This window comes from Spirochaetae bacterium HGW-Spirochaetae-1 (genome assembly GCA_002839375.1).
In the GTDB taxonomy this organism is placed as follows: domain Bacteria; phylum Spirochaetota; class UBA4802; order UBA4802; family UBA5550; genus PGXY01.
Window position 1 is genome coordinate 265,398 of the sequence record PGXY01000009.1, and the last position, 20,550, is coordinate 285,947.

The window sequence follows — 20,550 nt, forward strand, 5'->3', positions numbered from 1 at the left end:
TCTTTTCAGGGAATTATCATTGTAACGGTAGATAATCCGGTCAATGATTCCTTTTGTAACCTGTTTTTCAGATAAGGGCTCTTTCGCTAATAAATGTCTTTTCCCCTTTTTTTATCTCCACCGTCAAATCTTTTTTACCTGTAATCGCGCCATTTTTCCCGATGAATTCCAGGGTGATTTTATATGTGCCCGGCCGGAGGAATGTCCGTCCTATTTGCAGGCGCGCCGGCAGTGTATGCCAGCATCGCAGATCGGGCTTCATCTGGGAGAAGAGCATGGCGCCGGTTCCGGCTCCGGCCACAACGCCGATTAGACTCGACATACTCCCGCCCCCGGCTTTTTCAGCGATGGCCCTGGCAGCCAGGCCGGCGGCAATAGAGGCTGCCGCTTTTGTCACGATGGAGGCTGCCACGCGGGTTCTGAGCCTGCCGTAATCGTCCTCGAGGTTTTTGATCGCCGTGGTCGCTATATCCTCCATGTCCAGGGTGGAAAAATACTGGTTGTTTATTTTAACCCTGATAGCGTTTATCTGGTCCGTTCGTCTTTTAAATACTGGAATGGGATTCTCGGCCTTGTTGAGCGTGACCATGATGGCTCCCGTGGTTACACCGGCCGCCAGGCTCATGGTGCTCATGGAAACTATTATGGACTGTTTCATTGTCGCGTCGGACATGAGGCCGCCGCGGGAATGCTTTATGGCGGTTTTTCCTGTCTGGAAGATGACTATGAGTTCACCGGCATCAGCGGGGATTGCGTCGCGTTTTCCGAACTGCTTCGTCCATTTTGCGTAATCATCCATATAGTTCAGCTGTTTTGAAATGCGCTGCAGGTCGCGGTACACGAGATCCAGTCCGGGATTTAGCGCCAGTATCTGTTCGTATTCCTTGTAGGCATATTCAATGTCATCGGCGTCGTTGTTCATGGTGCCGATGATTTCATAGGAAACGGCGGTGAGATATTTAGCCATTATATTTTGTTTGTACCGGGCCGATCCTTCCTCGGTCTTGATTTTCAGAAGCTCCTCATTTACCATTTTGAATTCGACACGGGCCGAATCGTAGTCTTTAAGCATGAGAAAGTTAATACCCAGGTACATATGCACCAGCACCTTTTCAAAATCTTCTCCCCGGTAATTGGTGTTCCTGTCGCTGGTGAGCATGGCCGTCACTTGCTGTGAAACGCTTGTGGGGATTATTTTTGCTATTTTCCCTGCTTTGAGCAGCACCGTATTGCTTGTTTCGTATTCGGCACCGGCGTGGAGCATGTATCCGCATTCCATCATATAGAGAAGCTGGTCTTTGCCGGACCTGTTGACTTCGGGCAGAAGCATGCGGGCCGCTTCCTTATATTGTCCCTGGTAGAATTTTTCTTCGGGGACCTTAATGACCTGGAAATAATTTTTTGAGCCGCAGGAGGCATATATAATCGTGATAGCGGCCAGGAAAATGGGAACAAGACGTTTCATATTTAAGACCTCCTGATAGCGTATAAATATAGAAAGAGCTTTCAGAGTGCGGTTTTTGAGTACTCCCTGATGCAATGTACTATGAAATATTCAATATTACAAGAGTTAAGTTGCATATAATTATATGCAAGAAAAAATTAATGCCTCTTGCATATTAATCCACATGTAATTTTCATGGTTTTTGCTCAAAAAAGACCCTGGAAGATGAATTCTGGTGATTATTAAAAAAAAGGCCGCTGTCATTAAAACGGCGGCCCTGTTTTTACTGTTTTTTTTGCCGATCAGAAGGAAACACGATCTGTTTTTGTAGCCTTTAAAAATTCCTTCTGTTCCTGCCACATGAGCATCCCGGTGCTGAGGCTTGTGAGCTTGATGGTCACAACCAGGTACTGGATTCTTTTGCCGCCGACGAAACGCACGTTGTCGCTGATTTCACCGAAGAGATAAAAGTTTGGAGATTTTAATGCACCGGTAGGAACGGCGCTGTCCGTATCAACCAGGCCGGTCATGCCTTTTCCCATCTCGTCAATGGCGTCCTTGGTATACGTGGGATCGATAAACTGTATTCTCTTCTGAATAAGGTTCGTCACCAGCTCATCGGCCAGCATTTTTGTGTCGATATGTTCCGACGTTCTGTTCCTTATTTTTTTAACTTCGATGATTGCCGGTTTTTTCCAGTCATTTTTTAAATAGGTGTACAGTGATGTCACCATTCCGTTGACCGTTGTTTTTATTTCCCGCGGTCCCCATTCCATGGATCCCTTGTCCTTCTTGGCGTCACGGTACTGTGTGCCGCCGCCGCAGCCGGCAAGAATCATGGTGCAAGCGATAAAAGTATAAAGTGCCTTTTTCATGGTAGTAACCTCTTTAATTAGTTGTAGCTGAAATTCATATATACAGTAACATGAAATGTCAATCAAGTAAAGCCATAATTTTAAAAATTTATAGTCGCTTTTCTGAGTCGAGATGGTCCCGGATGGCTTTTTCAACGGCCCGGGCGGTACTGTGTGTATCCACGTTATCAATGGCACCGATGTAGCTCATGCGATTCATGCTGTGGACATATCGGGGGTCATAATATTTTTCCAGAAGTAAACGGGTGAATTCCCGGATATTTCCTTCCCTGTAGAGTGAGATGAGGAGGTCCACGTTTCTACTTCCCAGTTTGGTCGTAAGCGTCATGACAATGTCGTTTATGACATGGGCATTGCTGTAATGGGCATATTCACCGGTTATAATATCGATCCTTCTTTCCATGTCAGTGTTGATGAGGATGGCCTTTGAGTTTCTCATGATCCGGAAAAATGCATCGGGTATATGCAGGTTGCCGATTTTCTGCGATTCACCTTCAATGACGATGTAAGGAGCGGTCTTCAGGTCATGAATACGTTGCAGCAGTTGTGATTCAAAATACTTCTGGGTGCTCTGGCTGAGCCCGATACCGCCGAAGATGGAGCTCCTGTGGCCCGCCATCCCCTCCAGGTCAATGGTGTTTTCCATCATTTTCAGTATCTCCGTTTTTCCCGTACCCGTGAGTCCCTGGAGCACGATAAGGGGGGTGGTGACGGTCAGGGATGCCAGGCTTTCATTGACATGACGGCGGTATCCCTTGTAACCCTGTATGATGCGGAATACGGTCATTCCCAGCGATGAAAGGAGTGAAGCCACCGATGAGGATCTCATTCCGCCACGGGCGCAGTATATAACGATATTTTTATTTTTATATGCCATAAATTTTTCGATCATTGTACGGAGCTTTTCCCCGACGATCTCGGTGCCCCGGAATACGGCCTCGTCCCTTCCGGTCATGCGGTATAGTGTTCCCACCTCAATCCGTTCCTTGTCGCTGAAGAGGGGAATATTAACGGCGCCGGGAATGTGATCAATACCGAACTCGAAGGGTGAACGCACGTCAATATAAAGGGCGTTTTCCACCTGCAATGATTCATGATAGGTTATATCTTTCATAGGGAAATTCACGACTGTTACGGAGTCAGGACTATAAATAAATGAATGTATGCGTCAAGCATAAATAGAAAGTACTTTTTGTTCAATCTCTTCAGGGATCAGACAAAAATTGAATTGATATTTAACGTATCTGCGATATACCGGTATCTCATCTTTTCGGTTTTTTTACGGCTTTAATATGGAATGATAAATAATGAACAACTGCTACAAATGGATAGTTCTGATATGCCTCCTGTTGTGGGGCGGAGTCCAGGCCCTGGCGCAGCAGACCATTGTGCTCAATCAGGACGATGAGGTTTACAACCTGGGTTATTCCATGGAAACCCTGGAGGATGCTTCGGGAAATCTGACTCTGGAGGATGTGACCGCGGGAGCGTGGAGCCGCGGATTCGTCAGGAATTCCAGTAAAATATCCAATTTCGGGTTTACCAAATCCTCATACTGGACCCGCTTTATACTGAAAAATACTGCGAAGACATGGCACCAGTGGGTGCTGGAAGTGGGCTTCCCCCTTATAGACAGCATTGATATATATTATGTCCCTCTTGGGAAGAACGGCTCTCCGCTGTCTTCATGGAATCACGAAGTGAATGGCCGGGAGCAGCCCTATATTCAGCGTCCGATCGATCACCGGAACTTTATCTTCCATCTCACCTTTGACCGCTCCGACGAAATGCTTATTTACATGCGGTTCAAGACCCAGGACGCCATGATTTTTCCAGTCACGGTCTGGACCGAGAGGAATTTTGCTTCGAAGATACAGACGGAGCTTCTTCTCTTCGGCATTTATTACGGCATCATTCTGGTCATGATCTTTTATAATATGTTTCTTTTTATTTCGCTCCGGGATCTGAGTTATCTGTATTATGTTCTATTCATGACAGTGTATGGTCTTTTCCTTTTTTCCATGAACGGTCTGGCCTACCAGTTTCTCTGGCCCCGGTCTCCCTGGTGGGCCATGACGGCCAATCCCTTCCTCATCGGTATGAGTGTTCTACTTGCCGTAAAATTTTCCATTACATTCATGAATACCGGCCATTATACGCCGAAGCTGGACCGTGTTTTGAAGTTCATCATGGTGCTGTGTCTTTTTACTTCGGCGGCATCCCTTTTGGGTCTTCCCTACACGACGGCGGTGATTCTGGGTCAGCTGCTTCCCCTGGCGGCCATTGCCACGGTCATGCCCGCTGCCATCATCTGCTGGAAGAAGGGTTATCGTCCGGCCCGGTTTTACATTATCGCCTGGTCTACCTTTCTCATGGGCATCATACTGTCGGCTCTGAGGGTGATGGGCGTCCTGGAGCATAATGTACTGACGGAGCACGGGCTCCAGATCGGTTCCGGCATTGAAATTATTCTGCTGGCCCTTGCCCTGGCTGACAGGATAAACCTTCTCAACGATGAGAAGGAGGAAGCCCAGCACGAGGCCATTGAAAACCTGAAAAAGGCCGACAGGCTCAAGGATGAGTTTCTCGCCAACACATCCCATGAGCTGAAGACGCCCCTGAACGGAATTATCGGCATTGCCGAATCACTCCAGGACGGGGCCGCCGGCGAGTTGTCGGAAACGGCTCAGAGAAACCTGTCCATGATTGTATCGAGTGGTAAGCGGCTTGCCAACCTGGTGAATGATATTCTGGATTTTTCCCGGTTGAAATTGAGGGATGTCGAGCTGCATATGAAGCCCATGGATATCTATTCCTGCATCGACGTCATTCTCGAACTGAGCCGGCACATGATCCGGGGTAAGGATGTTAAACTGATCAATGATGTCGATCCTGACCTTCCCTTCGTACTGGTCGATGAGGAAAGGGTCCGCCAGATACTGCTGAACCTTGTCAATAATGCCATAAAATTCACGGAAAAGGGTTCCGTGACCGTTTCAGCGCGTATCCTCGAGGATAAGCCGGGAAAGAAACGTATGGCCGTCTCCGTCACCGATACGGGTATCGGCATTGAGGCCGATAAAATTGAAACGGTCTTTCATCCCTTTGAGCAGGCCGACAGCACAATCTCGCGCATCTACGGCGGCACGGGGATCGGGCTTTCCATCAGCAAGAAACTCGTGGAACTTCACGGAGGGAAAATAAGCGTTGAGTCACGGCCGGGGAAAGGGTCTGCTTTTTCCTTTACGCTTCCCCTGTCGGGCGACCGATACGGTCAGGGGCCATGGAAACAGCACGATGAAGAAATACTGACTGAATCGTTCATCTCGTACGATGCTTTTATTGAAGGGGAGACGACATCCTTCCCATCGCTTCCACAGGACCATGATGTCTATGATGGAAAGGACAGGGGATTCCCGGGGGCGAAAAAGATGACAGTTCTTGTGGTCGATGATGACCCCGTGAACCTGCAGGTGCTGGAGAACCATCTTGTCCTCAATGATTACCTTGTGTTGAAATGCATCAACGGGAGAGATGCCCTGGAACTCATGGAGCAGGGGGCGCAGCCTGATCTGGTTCTTCTCGATGTCATGATGCCGCGGATGTCGGGCTATGACGTTTCGCGGAAGCTCCGCGAGAGGTTTTCCATCTTCGATCTGCCCATCATGATGCTCACGGCTAAAAACCAGGTGGCCGACATCATAGCTGGATTCAAGGCCGGCGCCAATGATTACCTTTCAAAGCCTTTCGATAAAAGAGAACTCCTTGCCAGGGTGGGGACCCTTATAACATTGAAGGAGAGCGTCAGGGAGAGCAGGAGGCTTCTGTCCATTGAGCAGGAGCTAGATGTGGCCAGGCGTATACAGCTCTCCACCATCCCCAATGTCATACCCGCCGTTGACGGTGTCAGAATCGCGGCGCGATATATTCCCATGGATCGCATCGGCGGGGATTTTTATGATTTTCACGCCATTGATAAAACCAAGCTGGGAGTGCTTATCACCGATGTGGCCGGACACGGTGTGCCTGCCGCCCTTATTGCCTCCATGGTCAAGATAATATTCTACATGCAGAAAAGTATATATCATGACAGCGCCCTGTTTCTCCAGGAGATGAACGGCATACTGGCGGGCAATATCGAGAACACCTTTCTTACAGCCGCGTACATCTTTTTCGATCTTGGCCGTGGCGTCATGTCCTATGCCAATGCCGGTCATATGCCCGTAATTCTTCATCGGCGGTCAGCTGAAAACCTCATGCATCTGAAGCCCAGGGGAAAAATGATCGGGTGGCTCAAGGACATCTCCCTGGAAGTGATGGATCTGGGCATTAAGAGCGGCGACAGGATCATCCTGTACACGGACGGAATAACCGAGGCAAATAATGAGGCGCGTGAAATGTACGGTATGGAGAGATTCAGTGAATTTGTCATTTCCTGTGCCGGCATGGGGCCCGAGGAAATGCTTGATTTATTGATGCAGGTCCTTTCGGAATGGACGGGAGAGAAGGAATTTCTTGATGATGATGTAACCATTGTTGTCGTTGATATTCTCTGATACGGTGATATGCCGCTTTAGTCGCAGGTAAAGCCAGGAAGAGGTTGTTTGATGCAGATAAACAGGGAATTGGAATTTGAAGAGTTCAGAGCGGTTTTTGATGGAAAGGAACCACGGGAAATATTTTTTTCACCGGGACGGGTGAACATAATCGGTGAGCATCTGGACTACAATGGCGGATATGTCTTTCCTGCCGCCATATCCCTGGGAATCACCGCCTTTGTCCGTTTCAGGGATGATGCGGTGGTCTGCATGAGATCCCGGGGCTTTGATCAGGAGGTGTCTTTTTCTCTCGATGATGAACTGTTCTTCGATGAAAAAATAATGTGGGGCAATTATCCACGTGGCGTATTCAGATATCTCCGGGAAGCGGGATACGGTCTCAGGGGCTGTGATATTCTCTTCAGCAGCACGCTTCCGGGCGGATCGGGACTTTCGTCTTCGGCAGCCATGGAGGTCCTGGCCGGTTATATAATGATACACGACACCGTGAAGACCGAGGCTGACAGGATAGAACTGGCTCTCCTCTGTCAGCGCGTGGAAAACGAATTTATCGGGGTACAGTGCGGGATAATGGACCAGTTTGCCGTGGCCGTGGGAAGAAGGGATCATTGCATGCTCCTCAATGCCGGGACCATGGAGTACCGGCATGTGCCGCTGCGGCTGGAGGAATACGTGCTCATAATCATGAACAGCAACAAACCCCGGGCCCTGGCCGATTCAAAGTATAATGAGCGCCGCGGGGAATGCGACCGGGCCCTGGAATTCATACAACGGGGTAAAAAGATCGATGTACTCGCCGCGGCGGAAACCGGGGACCTTGAGGCCATTCCCGATGAAATGGTCCGGAGAAGGGCCCGACATGTGGTTACGGAGAACGGCCGCGTGCTGGAATCGGTGATGTTGCTGGAGGAAAACCGTATAGATGAATTCGGGGCTCTTCTCACGGCGTCGCACCGGTCCCTGCGGCATGATTACGAGGTAACCGGCCGGGAACTGGACGCCCTGGTGGATGGGGCGCTCGGGGCCGAGGGATGTATCGGGGCAAGGATGACGGGAGCGGGATTCGGCGGCTGCGCCATAGCCCTGGTGAGGAAGGGAAGCGAGGCAAAGTTTGCCGGCCAGGTTGGCGACTCATATCACCGGGAGACGGGTATTACCGCCGGTTTTTATGCCGCGGAAATCGTTGATGGTGTCATAAAGGTACGGTAGAAGGAGCATCTCATGGAATTGAAAAAAGGATATCTTAACTATGATTACATGGGCAGCAGGCATATCATTGCCTTTAAGCTGGGTGAGCAAACCAGCGGGTCAGGCATAAAAATAAAGGCGGATATAAAGAAGATGAAAAAAACGTCTTTTGTTTCGGTCGTGCTTGAAGCGGAGACGGAGATTGTCATCAATGAACTTCACCTTGAAGGGGTGTATTCTTTTACCGGTGCTAGCGCCGTGTTCTGCAACGGGTACCAGTCATGGACGGATAGCAGGGAATTTTCCCCTGCGGAACGGATGCCCGACCTTGCCGCACCGGCAAAATGGCTCGGATTGAAATATTATGGCGATTATACCTTTGCCGGCTATCCGGGAGAGAAGGGGCTCCTTCATTCATATACCTACTGTTATGTGCGCGAGGGCGATGAGCTGTCTTTTGCCGGGTCATTGAATGAGAACAGGGGTTTTACTGTTTTTGATATCGACGCGGGCCGCGGGACGATTCTAATAAAAAAAGATTGTTCCGGCAGGGCTGTTACGGGACAATATCACGCCTTCAGCCTGTTCATGGCCAGGGGAAAGGAGGAAAAGGTTTTTAACGGCTATTTCGATGCCATGAAAATTCACGGGGATAAAGCGCCGCTCTGCACGGGCTGGACGAGCTGGTATAACTATTATACGGGCATAACCGAAAAGATCATCCTGGATAACCTTAATGCGTGCAGCACGGCTAAAATACCAATGGATATTTTTCAGATAGATGACGGCTACCAGAAGGCCGTGGGCGACTGGCTCGACATAAAGGATTCTTTTCCACGCGGAATGGGGCATATAGCCCGAAGCATACAGGACAGGGGATACCGGGCAGGGCTCTGGCTGGCCCCCTTTATCTGCGAGAGGAAATCCCTGATATTCAGGGAAAAAAGGCACTGGGTGCTCCGAGACGCGAAAGGGCGCCCCGTCGTGGCCGGGTTCAATCCCGGATGGAGCTACTATTTTTACGCCCTGGATATTTACCATGAAGAGGTGAGGGACTATCTTCGCCGTGTCTTTGATACGGTCTTCAACGCCTGGGGCTATGACATGGTTAAGCTGGATTTTCTTTACGCAGCGGCCCTGTGCCCTCCCCGGGATAAATCACGCGGCGAGGTTATGCACGACGGGATGAAATTCCTGCGTGAATGCGCCGGGGAAAAGCTGATATTGGGATGCGGTGTTCCCCTGGGTTCATCTTTCGGGCTGGTAGATTACTGCAGAATCGGGAGCGATGTGGCCCTGAAATGGGAGGATGCTCTTCTCAAAGGAATCCATTACCGCGAGCGGGTATCCACGATTAACTCTCTTGTCAGCACTATCGGCAGGCGACATTTAAACGAGAATGTTTTTCTCAATGATCCCGATGTGTTCATTCTTCGCGGTTTAAATAACAGGCTGGCTTCCGAAGAAAAATACACGCTCTTTGTTCTCAATAATCTTTTCGGCGGGCTCCTTTTTACGTCGGACAATGTGGGTGAATATAATGAAGAGGAAATGAACCGGTACCGCTCCATGTTTCCTTTTAAAAAGAAAAAAATGAAAAATGTTGATGTGAGCGATAGTCTTCTCAGGGCCGAGTTCTCCATCGATGAAAATGAATATATAGTCCTGTCAAACCTGTCCGATGAAGAAAGGCTTGCATGGCTTCCCGGCGGTATATATTTTACTGCGCGGGATGCCCGGGAAGACGGCGATTTTCTTGAAGGGGATGTTGATATTCTTCTCGATCCTCATACCACGCACTGCTACAAAAAAGTAAGGAACGGCGACTATACTGTTGCCGGCACTACCTGCCATATTTTCCCCGGCAGCGAGGTAAAAGGCCTCAAAGCAGGCAGGAGGGGTGTCGCCGTGGAAATGGACGGGAGGTTCTGTAACAAGGGAAATGCGTATATCACAGTGCCCGCTGAAGGGGAATACACGGTAAACGGAGCCGCATACCGTTCCTTTCCTGTTGCAGGTAATCTTTTCATGGTTAAGGTTCCGGTTCAGGGCTACTGATATTCCCGCCCATTGTCAAGAAACGATATGACCGCTTCCGCCACAATATCGCGGTCGAAATCGACGGTGATGGCGTGGCCGCTGTGCTCCACCGTGATAATTTCTTTTTTTACCGACGCGATGGTTTCATAGATAATGCGGCATGAATCTTCGGGAACCCTGTCGTCGAGCTTTGACTGGATGATCAGGGCCCGGGAATGCACGTCCTTCAGCAGCACCATGGCATGCCGCATGATTCTGAAAAGCTCCCAGGTCTGCCGCACGGGAATTCCCTCGTGATAGCAGATATGACCGGCCCTGGCATCGGGGTCCCGGACTCCTTTTAAATCGTCCTTTTCATATATTATTTTTTTAAACAATCCCAGGAAAGGGGCAAGCCATATCCTTTTATCCGCAATGGTGTGGGGAGTGGAAAGGAGCACGATATTTTCCGGCCCGAACTGGTCGGCCAGCAGGATGGAAAAAAGGCCTCCCATGGAGAGTCCCACGATATGTACGACGGGACAGTGCCGGCACATCTCCAGGTATGCCTCGCGCGCAGCCGTGAACCAGTCGTGCACTCCGGTGCAGGTCATATCCTGAAGGGATGTTCCGTGGCCGGGATAACGGGGGATGGAAATGGAATATCCCGACCGGTAAATTCGGTCTCCCAGGTATTTCATCTCATGGGGGCTTCCCCTGAATCCGTGAAGGAGAAGAACCCCGGGAGCGTAATCCTGTATCCTCAGCACTGCCTCGGCTCCCGGGATGACCCGGCATGTGTCAGGGCCGTTTCTCATTCCTTCATCTCCCGGGCCCGTTCCTTCATGAGAACAGACAGGGCGTTTCTGTCAGCGGTGATGTAGCGCGTCACCATGAAGAAGATGAGACCGCAGGGAATCCACCAGGCGATGGAAAAGTTCATCATGAAGAGATATCCCGTTGAAATGAGCATACCGCCGATGGCCGGACCGAATCCCTGGCCCAGGTTGTCCGTGATGTTGAAGACGGCAAAGACCGAACCCCGGTGCTCGGGACGGTTAACATTCATGAGTATGGCCTTCACGTTGGCTGACGGGACTGCCACGAGGAAACCGGCGATGAAGGCCAGGGCATAAAACATCAGGAGCGCCGTTCCCTGGGGATTGGTGACATCGGCGTTGACCACGTAGGCGGCCGGGACTATGCCTATCAGGACGCCGGTCCCGCACAGTATGGGCATATACCGCGGGTTTTTCCTGTAGAGCTTCTCGCCGATGACGGCGAAGAGTATGGCGCCAACCGTGGCGCCCACGCCCAGCATGAGAAACGTCGTCGTGGCGTCTTCCTTGGAAAATCCACGGGTTCTTTCGAGAAAGAGAATCATCCAGTAACCCAGGATACCCCAGGGAACGGTGCCGGGAATTCCCTGGAGGAAGGTCCAGATGTTGGTCTTGTTGCTGAAAATTATTTTGAAGTCACCCGGGCTGATGCGTTGTTTGTAGGCCACGCCCTGCTGAATGAGTTCTTCGAGCGCCGCTTCGGTCCTTCCGCGCTCGGGTTCACGGGCATAGAGGGCGAACATGAGGGCCAGGGGAAAGTTAGGGGCCGCTGCCAGGATAAAGGCAATGCGCCATCCGTGGGTGTTGGTGAGATACCCGGCCAATGCAGGCCCCAGCATCATGCCCAGGGCCCAGGAAACGCCGAGCCAGGCCGAAGCCGAGGCGCGGTGCTCTTCATGGAAATAGTCGGAAATAAGTGAAAAGGATATGGGATATATGCCGCCGATGCCGATGCCCGTGAGAATGCGCAGTATTGTGAAACTTTCGATGTTGGGTGTGAAGAACTCCATTCCCGTAAGGAGACAGGGGATCTCTCCCACCAGTACCGTGGCGACCAGGAGCATTTTTCGCGAAACCTTGTCCGTGAAGTATCCGAAAAAGATGCTCACAAAGGCCCCCACAAGTGTAAAGGCTGAACCGATAAAGCCCAGGGTCTGTTCGTTTATGCCGTATTCCTTCGATAGTTCCGGCAGGATGGCCGACATGATCCTCTGGTCGGCAAAAAGAAAGACTGACATGAAGATCAGAAGGAGGAGGGTGATTTTGTCCCGCATTGACATTTTTGACGCCATAGATTCCTCGCTGAATGGTTATTTTGCACCGAGATTATCTCATCACGGTAAAAAAACAAGCATTATTTGACACACCTGTGTCATGAAATGAACTTTCTGAGTTTATTTTTTATTCAGGTTTATTCTCCAGTTTTTTCTTCAAAGCCTCGCGCTCCCGGGGTGTAAGGGTGTTCAGCAGCTTGTCCAGCCTGTCGGTTTTTTCAGGATCCGCTTTCTTTTCTGTTTGTTCAGGCAGCGGTGTACGGGGATCAATTATTTTCACACGGCGTATGCTTCTTAGCAGATGCGGAATCAATTCATTGTCCCGGTCAATATCATCCTGGAATCTCTTACGGATTTTACCATTGCTGATAAGATCGAGGGTGTATGTCTTGATAAAATCGCCTTCGGAACTCATGTGGGTGATATAGGAGAATTCAATCCGGTTGCCGGCGGTATAACCACTTTGCCAGGTATAGGTATCCCTGTAAATAAAACCGCTCTCTTTCAGTTCATCTTTCTTTTTTGCCGTGATGAATTCATCAAAGTGCGATGAATCGATTTTGATGGCATAGGTTTTCTCAAGACTGTCCAGAATGTCACGGAAAGGCAGGCTGCTTATGAACACGAAGGCTTCATCGTTTTCATACATTTTATCGACGAAGGTAAAGCGGTTGAAGTGAAACTGCCGGTCTGGTATCTCCTCCCAGTCACGGGCGCCCCACGTTGAACATGAGAGGCAGAGAAGAATTGCCGTTGCGCATACGGATAAAAATATATTTTTCACAATCGGTTAAACTCCAGTTATTTCAATGCCTGTCCGGAAGTTGTTTCAGTATAAGTACTTCCAGGGGTTTCATGGTGTATGACGAGGGGGATATCATTTCCCCGGTACGCCGGTGCGTGGCAAAGGCGGTTTCCCAGGATGACGGTTCCTGTACTGTCAGGGTTCTCTCCTTTTTCGAAAAATTGAGGGCGACAAAAAAACGGTCCGATTTCCCGGTCCGGTAATAGGCCAGTATGTCGCGGCCCCCGTTAATATCGCTCCAGGTTCCGGCGTACAGGGCCTCATTCTCTCTGCGCAGCGCGATGAGGCGCCGATACGCGTTGAGCAGAGATCCTTCATCGTTTTGCTGGGCCTGGACGTTGATGTGTTCGCTGTCGCTGTTGACGGGCAGCCAGGGCTTTCCGGAAGTAAACCCGCCGCTCGTGTCTCTATTCCACTGCATGGGTGTGCGGCCACGGTCCCTGCCGGGATGAAAGGGCCAGTACTTTCTGCCCACGGGGTCAACCAGATCACGGCGGCTTATTTTTCCGTCACGCATGCCTATCTCCTCGCCGTAATAGACGAAGGGCGTTCCCCGCTGTGTCAGATGAAGTGCTGCCAGGACAAGGGCCTTCTCCTTCGAGCCACGGGCCAGGCGTGTCATGCTCCTGGACTGGTCATGGTTGGAGAGGACATGGCATGGCCATCCATTTTCCGGGATGGCATTGTACCAGCGTCTCAGTAAATCCCTGAAATCCCCGGCCCTGAAGCGCGCATAGATGGGAGAAAAGTCAAAGGTGAGATGCAGTTCGTCTTCGCCGCTGCCCAGGTACGCGGCAGAGGTCTCCGGTTCCATGACGCCCTCGTTGGGATATATCTCGCCCACGGACATAGTCTTTCCGTATTCATTGAGAAGGCGACGGAATTCCTTCAGTATCTCATGGGTCTCGGGCTGGTTGCGGTCGTATGCGTGGCGTTGCATGTCATGACGCCGCGGATTGGTGCGGTGCAGCCAGTAGGGATTATTTCTGAAAAGCCGGTCCTTCACGATATAGTTGATGACATCGAGGCGGAAGCCGTCCACGCCCAGATCGAGCCAGTATCGTATGTCGCCTAACATAGCCTTCTTCATGTCGGGGTTACGCCAGTTGAGATCGGGCTGTTCCTTCAGGAAAAGATGGAGATAGTACTGGCCCGTGGTTTCATCCCATTCCCAGGCATGCCCGCCGAAGGCGGCCATCCAGTTGTTGGGCCTGCGTCCGTTTTTTCCGTCGTGCCAGATGTACCAGTCCCGTTTGGGGTTGTTCCTGGAGGAGCGTGATTCCAGGAACCAGGGATGCAGGTGCGAAGTGTGGTTCAGTACCAGGTCCATGACCACATGGATTTTACGCCGGTGGGCCTCTTTGACCAGGGTGATAAAATCCTTCCTGGTCCCGAATACGGGATCGATAGCGCGGTAGTTGCTGATATCGTAGCCGAAATCGTGCATGGGCGACTCATAGATGGGCGACAACCAGATGCCGTCGACGCCAAGTTCCTGCAGGTAATCGAGCCTGGAGATTATTCCCGGGATGTCACCGATACCGTCGCCGTTGGAGTCGCAGAAGCTACGGGGATATATCTGGTAAATGATGCCATGTTTCCACCAGAGAAACTCTTTTTTCTTCATCGGGGCCTTTCCTCCGGATTATCATCGGGTTCGCAATATACCGTATCACAGTATATGATTTAGTCAAATCAATTACGATATAAATGCGGGATCACGGCCGCGGGAATTATTCGTCTGCCAAAAATAACTTGATCGGGGCCGTTTTTATGATAGAATACAATGATTGGGAAAGTTGATGTAAATTTACGAATGAAGGGATGTGATGATTGGTATGGTGACAATTCAAGACACTGTAGCGGATATATGTACTGTTGGGATAGTCGGTGCCGGCAGGGGCGGGAACAGCATTCTGTCCATGTTTGGAGCCAGTCCTCTGTGTGTGGTAAATTATATTGTCGATGTTAATCCTCGTGCTGTTGCGTTCGAAGCGGCACGGAATTTAAAAATATTTACTTCGACACAGATCGATCAGACTGTCAGGGCCCGGCCCGTGGATATAATAATTGAAGCTACCGGTTCGGCGCAGGTTCTCAATGAAATTAAAGACACCATTTTCGACGAAACGATAAAAGTGAAAAATTCTCTTTCCATGATTACCGAGATCTCCATGAATATGAGGATGCTTTCTTTTAACGCGGGAATAGAGGCGACCCACAGCGGCGTGAACGGGAAGGGATTCGCCGTGATTGCCGGTGAATTCGGCACAATATCCGACAGGACAAAAAAACTCGCCGATGACGTCGATGTCATAAATGATTCGATTGCCGGCCTGTCCAGAAAAATTGAAGCATCGCTGGAAAAATTCAGGAATGAATAATGACTGTGGCATAAATTTTCTTCCCCATCTTCGTGCTGCGAAACGTATTTACTGCTTGACAGGGGGCATTTGCATTTTAATTCTGGTATAAATACGTTTCGAGGTACTTCAATGAAAAAAACACTGTCTTTTATAGTTTTGATTTTTTTGGCCATCACCGTGACCTTCGCCGGTGAGAAAGCGCCTGTAGACCTGAAGGACGCCAGCCGTCAGGTAATGAGTATAATGGATAACTACTGCCAGGCACTCCAGTCCGTGAAATCCGCCCGTGACTATGCCAGGGCCATACACCAATATACCGATGAAATGGTGAAAATTGCCCCGCAATTGCGGGCCATCGAGGTCAAGTACGGCCGGTTCGAAGTGAAGAAGAAAGCCGATCAAACGGAAATGGAATTGTTCCGGAAATATCAGAGGGATATGGAAAAAGCCCTGTCCGATGAACGCGTGGAAAAAGCTCAGCGGGTCAATGCAAAATATAACGGCGATCCGCAGGTTCAGAAAGCCTTTGATCGGCTGAACAGCGCCATGGAAAAGGCCCTGGGTTTCAGCGGCGACGGCGAATAGTCTGTCGCAGCGCATTGGGGCCCTGACAGGGGTGTCAGTGCAGGTGTATGAACGGTGGAAATATCCGCACAATTTACGACGTACGTTACGGGATTCACGGGCGTCTTTGTCCTGCTGCTCTCCCTGAGCCAGCTTTTGAACAGGAACCGGCAGTGGGAGCACCTCAATCTTTCCGGTCTCCTCTTCTGTCTTGGACTACTGCTTTTACAGGGGGGGCTGATAGTTGACGGGACCGCGCTATCCCGGCCATTTCTTGTAACCGGTAAAAGTACCCTGATTTTTCTTATCTGCCCGCTCATGTTTTTCGCCTATCACCTGATTATCCTTCCCGTTGAAAGGCTGCCGCGCCGAAAATTTCTCTATCTTCTGCCTGTCATATTCGCCATCATTGCCGATGTCTGGTTTTTCCTTCTGCCCCTGCCGGAGAAGCAGCAGATACTGCGTGAAATAACCATGGCCGCTTACAGTAGCAAAATCAATATGTTAAAGATTGTCTATTTTCTGGCGTGGATCCAGGTAACGGCATATCTTTCCATTTTGTTCAATGACTTTGTTATAATAAGAAAAAAGGGCAACACGTCCGGCGTGGTAATCATCACCCTTTGTTATATTGTCGTGACGGAGATAGTGTTTACTATTCTTTTGGCAGGATATGTTTTCAGCCGGATCGCTTTGATGAAAACAGGGATCGTTCTCATCAGTTTTACACTCATAAGCCTTTATCTCGCAGGGCAGAGATATCCCCGTCTTTTGCAGCTCCTCATGATGGAGGCGGAGAAGAGGAGCTATGAACGGTCTCTTCTGGGCAGCGTGGATACCGACATGGTCATTGACCGGCTGTACGAACTCATGGAGAAAGAAAGGCTATACGTGGATGACGAACTGCTCATGAAACATCTTGCCGATAAAATATTCATATCCCCGCATCAGCTTTCGGAATTGTTGAATAACCGGCTGAAAACGAACTTTAATACATTTGTAAACGGCTATCGCATCAGGGAAGCGCAGCAGATGCTTGCGGACAATCCCGAAAAATCTGTTTTAGCCATCGCTTTCGAGGTTGGTTTCAATTCAAAGGCCTCCTTTTACCGCTCCTTTTCGAAATTGAGCGGACAGAGCCCCCAGCAATATCGCCAGCAGCATCTTAAAAAGAAACAATAGGGTCCTCCCTGCATAAAATGAGTCTCAGTTTATAATCTGAGGCGACAAGGAGTTGTAAATGTGTCTATACTGTACTATGGATGGACCGTTCTGTGCTTATTCATCCTTGTGAAATTATTCAGCATAAGAAACAGAAATAAATTCTGGAGGATTTTTATGGATCAGAAGTGTGCGGGAGTGTATGATAATTATTTCACCGAATCTCATGAAATACTCAGGGACTCGGTAAAACAATTCGTGAAAAGGGAGATTGCACCCTATGTGGATCAGTGGGAGAAGGATGGCATGATTCCCCGTGAGCTCTATAAAAAAGCGGGCGATGCGGGATTCTTCGGCATCGGTTTTCCCGAGCAGTACGGCGGAACGGAGTGCGATATATTTTACGAGGTGGTTTTTGCCGAAGAGATCAACCGGTGCGGTTCAGGCGGTCTGGTGGCAAGCCTGGGCAGTATAGGCATCGGGCTTCCTCCCATCGTGAACCTGGGAACGGAAGAACAGAAACAGAAATATGTGCCGCCCGCTTTGGCCGGCGATAAAATTGCCGTGCTGGCCATAACCGAACCGTGCGGGGGCTCCGACGTGGCCAATATTCAGACAAAGGCCGTGAAAAAAGGGGATAAGTATATCGTCAATGGCTCCAAGACATTTATCACCAGTGGAACAAGGGCCGATATCATCACCGCGCTTGTCCGTACCGGCGGACCCGGGGCCGGGGGCTTAAGTCTCCTCATTATCGAAAAGGATTTCCCCGGATACAGTGTTTCTAATAAAATTGAAAAGATGGGGTGGCACGCCTCGGATACGGCTGAACTGGCCTTTGACGACTGCGAGGTTCCCGCTGAGAATCTCCTGGGTGCCGAGGGAGCGGGCTTTATCGGGGCCATGCTGAATTTCAGGAAAGAACGTCTGTACCTTGCCATCGCGGCCCAGATTACGGCCGAACTTGCCCTTGAGGAGTCCATTAAATACGCCAAAGAGAGGATGGCCTTCGGCAAACCCATTTCCAAGTTCCAGGTCACCCGGCATAAAATTGCCGAAATGGCCACGCTTACCGAGGCGGCGAAGGCCTTCAATTATCGTGCCGCGGCCCTCATTGGAAACGGTGTAGAGTGCTATAAAGAAGTATGCATGGCCAAGAATTTCGCCACGGATGTGGCCCACAAGGTGGTGAATGACGCGGTGCAGATTCATGGCGGGTACGGCTATTGCCGCGAGTACCTGGTGGAGCGACTGTACAGGGATGAGAGAATTCTCTCCATTGGCGGTGGAACTCATGAAATCATGAACGAGGTAATCGCCAAGCGCCTGGAACTGTAGTGCAGGGCGGTTATCCCGCCGCTATCTTTTCGAGAATCACCCTGGTGATCATGTAGGTGGGCTTAATGCCCTCCTCGCCCAGGCCCCCCGATGACAGGGTCTGGCCGCTCACCAGGGGATTGTCCGAGGCATAATAGGCATAGCGCACCTTTACCTCCGGAGAGATGTGTCCCCGGATCAAGGCTGCGCTGATGGCTCGCTGGTAATGCCCTCCCTCCATCTCCAGGCCCACGGCCCGCCAGGTAGTCTTCTGGAACTTTTCCAAAACGTCCCTGTTCTGCAGCGACGTCCCCAGTACGGTGACGATGGGGCCCTCGTAGACATCCACGGATGTATCAAAATCCTCCTTCAGGAGATCATTGTTTATAATGTAATTATGGGGGGTCCCTTCGAAGACATGGGCCGTAGCCAGCATGATATCGCCCTTTTTTCCCGTAAGAATGCCCGCCTTCCCCATGACGGATATGGAACGCAGGTTTCGGGGGATTACCGCTGCTCCTTTCTCGTACGGGCTCAGGAGTTCCTCCATGATCTCAAAGGCCTGGGCGCCGAAGGCGTAGTCCATGACAAGGATGACCGGTTTTTCCCTCAGCAGCTTTTTTTTTGAAATGTCCACGGCGGGATGAAATGGTACGTCCTTCAGCAGGTAGGTGTCGATTATCTGGCAGTCTATATAAGCGCCGGAGGTGTCCCCGATTTCCTGCAGGCCGTGTTCCGCGGCATAGGCCTGGATGCTCCGGCCCGAATCGCGGACCTCATGGATGAATTCGTAGAAATCACCGCTTCGGTTTTCTCCCAGGGCCCCGTGGGCATACAGGGCGTTCATGACACTGTGCATGTTGGCGCTTATTATGTGGAGGGGGCGTTCATGCAGGCCCGACCGCAGCAGGGCATCCTTTACCGTTTCGGACCATTTTTTCCCGTGCGTGTGGAGCCCGATCATCTCCCGCAGTGCCGGTGTGAAATAGACAAGGAGCATGTCGTCGCGGGATTCACATTCCTCCATTGCCCTTGTTCCCAGGCTGTGGATGATGTGAAAGAGGCCGCGGTTTCCGCCCTGCTCCAGCCGGTTTTTCTCCATGTACCGGTAGGTGTCCCTGGTCTCATGATAGGTTCTTCCCAGAATGATGCTCAGGTTCCACAGGGCCCTGTCCAGGTCCGCTTCCGTTGAAATGCCCTCGCGAACATCCCGTGTCAGCTCCTGCCATTGGCTGACGGGATTTTTTTTGTCCGGGCAGGCCTGGTTTCTGATCTTTTCTGCTTCTATATTCAGGAAGGTGATATGAGTTAGAATGTCATATATTTCGCTTATACCGCTGGTGATGACGAAGGACATTTCTTTTTCACTGACACGGTACGATCCGCGGCGCCGTTTCAGGGGCGTTATTTTTTCAAAGGTGGTGTGTTCAAGGTCCTCCTCGGCCGTGAGGATAATGCGTGTGCATTCTTCAATACCGCGGGGGAGCCGGTCCATTACGTATTCCAGTCCCTTGAGTTCTATTATCCTGGCATCGTTGATACTGCCGTATATTTCCGGACTGAGCGTTTTCAGGCTTTCCGCCAGGGTCTGCCCCGAGCGCCCCGAAGGCTTGTAGTAGCCCCGGAGGGCCAGTGCATCGGCCGTGGTTTTAAAGATGCGGATGGCGGTGCGCGCTCTCTGCGCCTTGCTTATGACTTCCACAATCGGTATCGAACCCCCTTTGATGGGATTTTTATCATGCCTTTTTTTTAAAGGGTCAATGACATTATTTATATTGATAATAATATGTGGAAATAATATTTCCGGACAAATCACAGTTTTTTAGTAAAAAATGGATTTAATCCCGGAATATATAATTTTATGATTGAATTATAATGTGACATATCATAGACCCGCAACGTAAATAGAGCCTGGAGCGACAGTTGCCATTTTAAGTAGCGTTCTTTACAAATTTAAAATTGTTCTTGAAAATATTTATTTTACGTATCTAATTCAATATATTGTTATATTGTAAAGGCCTGATGTTCCGGATACAAAGGGCGGGATTAAACTAAATGATGGGAGGTGTAAATATCTTTAATCCGATAGCGTTGGCAGGGAAATGATTCGGTTTCTTTTTTCCCGGGGAAAAGGGATAT

General features: G+C 50.2%; 15 protein-coding genes. 7 read left to right on the top strand and 8 right to left on the bottom strand.

Annotation, left to right across the window (positions count from 1 at the left end; genetic code table 11):
- Positions 1 to 67 precede the first annotated feature (67 nt).
- The 3 genes from CVV44_18560 to CVV44_18570 all read right to left on the bottom strand — a co-directional run bounded on the left by CVV44_18560 (position 68) and on the right by CVV44_18570 (position 3,433).
- Entirely contained in the window at positions 68 to 1,465 is a 1,398-nt protein-coding gene (locus CVV44_18560) for a hypothetical protein (GenBank protein PKL36220.1), read from the bottom strand.
- Between the two features lie 281 nt (positions 1,466 to 1,746).
- The gene (locus CVV44_18565; protein PKL36221.1) at positions 1,747 to 2,319 is read right to left on the bottom strand and encodes a hypothetical protein; all 573 of its coding nucleotides are present in this window, start codon (positions 2,317 to 2,319) and stop codon (positions 1,747 to 1,749) included.
- A gap of 88 nt (positions 2,320 to 2,407) precedes the next feature.
- Positions 2,408 to 3,433 (bottom strand): tRNA 2-selenouridine(34) synthase MnmH, encoded by a 1,026-nt coding sequence (locus tag CVV44_18570; GenBank protein PKL36222.1) that lies wholly within the window; start codon positions 3,431 to 3,433, stop codon positions 2,408 to 2,410.
- Positions 3,434 to 3,626: 193 nt separating this feature from the next.
- Here CVV44_18570 and CVV44_18575 point away from each other — a divergent pair, with 193 nt between their 5' ends.
- Genes CVV44_18575 through CVV44_18585 form a run of 3 tightly spaced genes read left to right on the top strand, consistent with a single transcriptional unit; the run spans position 3,627 to position 10,124 of the window.
- Entirely contained in the window at positions 3,627 to 6,875 is a 3,249-nt protein-coding gene (locus tag CVV44_18575; protein ID PKL36223.1) for a histidine kinase, read from the top strand.
- A 51-nt stretch (positions 6,876 to 6,926) separates the two neighbouring features.
- Positions 6,927 to 8,087, top strand: a complete 1,161-nt coding sequence (locus CVV44_18580; protein PKL36224.1) for a galactokinase — start codon at positions 6,927 to 6,929, stop codon at positions 8,085 to 8,087.
- Positions 8,088 to 8,099: 12 nt separating this feature from the next.
- Positions 8,100 to 10,124 carry an alpha-galactosidase gene (locus CVV44_18585; GenBank protein PKL36225.1) on the top strand — a complete coding sequence of 675 codons (2,025 nt, stop codon included), beginning with the start codon at positions 8,100 to 8,102 and terminating at the stop codon, positions 10,122 to 10,124.
- On the opposite strand, the gene CVV44_18590 is transcribed toward CVV44_18585, so the two are convergent.
- The 4 genes from CVV44_18590 to CVV44_18605 form a co-directional block, all read right to left on the bottom strand.
- Positions 10,118 to 10,903: a hypothetical protein gene (locus CVV44_18590; GenBank protein PKL36226.1), complete on the bottom strand. Its 786-nt coding sequence runs from the start codon at positions 10,901 to 10,903 to the stop codon at positions 10,118 to 10,120. The genes CVV44_18585 and CVV44_18590 overlap by 7 nt on opposite strands.
- Positions 10,900 to 12,216: an MFS transporter gene (locus CVV44_18595; GenBank protein ID PKL36227.1), complete on the bottom strand. Its 1,317-nt coding sequence runs from the start codon at positions 12,214 to 12,216 to the stop codon at positions 10,900 to 10,902. Before CVV44_18595 ends, CVV44_18590 begins: the two co-directional genes overlap by 4 nt.
- A 109-nt stretch (positions 12,217 to 12,325) precedes the next feature.
- Positions 12,326 to 12,982: a hypothetical protein gene (locus CVV44_18600; protein PKL36228.1), complete on the bottom strand. Its 657-nt coding sequence runs from the start codon at positions 12,980 to 12,982 to the stop codon at positions 12,326 to 12,328.
- A 22-nt stretch (positions 12,983 to 13,004) separates the two neighbouring features.
- A complete protein-coding gene (locus CVV44_18605; GenBank protein ID PKL36229.1) occupies positions 13,005 to 14,630 on the bottom strand; it encodes a glucohydrolase in 1,626 nt (541 codons plus the stop codon).
- A gap of 202 nt (positions 14,631 to 14,832) precedes the next feature.
- Between CVV44_18605 and CVV44_18610 the strand changes: the two genes are divergently transcribed.
- The 4 genes from CVV44_18610 (at position 14,833) to CVV44_18625 (ending at position 18,432) form a co-directional block, all read left to right on the top strand.
- A complete protein-coding gene (locus CVV44_18610) occupies positions 14,833 to 15,387 on the top strand; it encodes a hypothetical protein (protein PKL36230.1) in 555 nt (184 codons plus the stop codon).
- A gap of 111 nt (positions 15,388 to 15,498) precedes the next feature.
- Positions 15,499 to 15,954 (top strand): hypothetical protein, encoded by a 456-nt coding sequence (locus tag CVV44_18615; GenBank protein ID PKL36231.1) that lies wholly within the window; start codon positions 15,499 to 15,501, stop codon positions 15,952 to 15,954.
- Between the two features lie 54 nt (positions 15,955 to 16,008).
- Positions 16,009 to 17,115: a hypothetical protein gene (locus CVV44_18620; protein PKL36232.1), complete on the top strand. Its 1,107-nt coding sequence runs from the start codon at positions 16,009 to 16,011 to the stop codon at positions 17,113 to 17,115.
- Between the two features lie 156 nt (positions 17,116 to 17,271).
- Positions 17,272 to 18,432, top strand: coding sequence for an acyl-CoA dehydrogenase (locus CVV44_18625; GenBank protein ID PKL36275.1), 1,161 nt, complete (start codon positions 17,272 to 17,274; stop codon positions 18,430 to 18,432).
- A 10-nt stretch (positions 18,433 to 18,442) separates the two neighbouring features.
- Here the strand turns inward: CVV44_18625 and CVV44_18630 are convergent, their stop codons facing one another.
- A complete protein-coding gene (locus tag CVV44_18630; protein PKL36276.1) occupies positions 18,443 to 20,113 on the bottom strand; it encodes a hypothetical protein in 1,671 nt (556 codons plus the stop codon).
- Between the last annotated feature and the right edge of the window lie 437 nt (positions 20,114 to 20,550).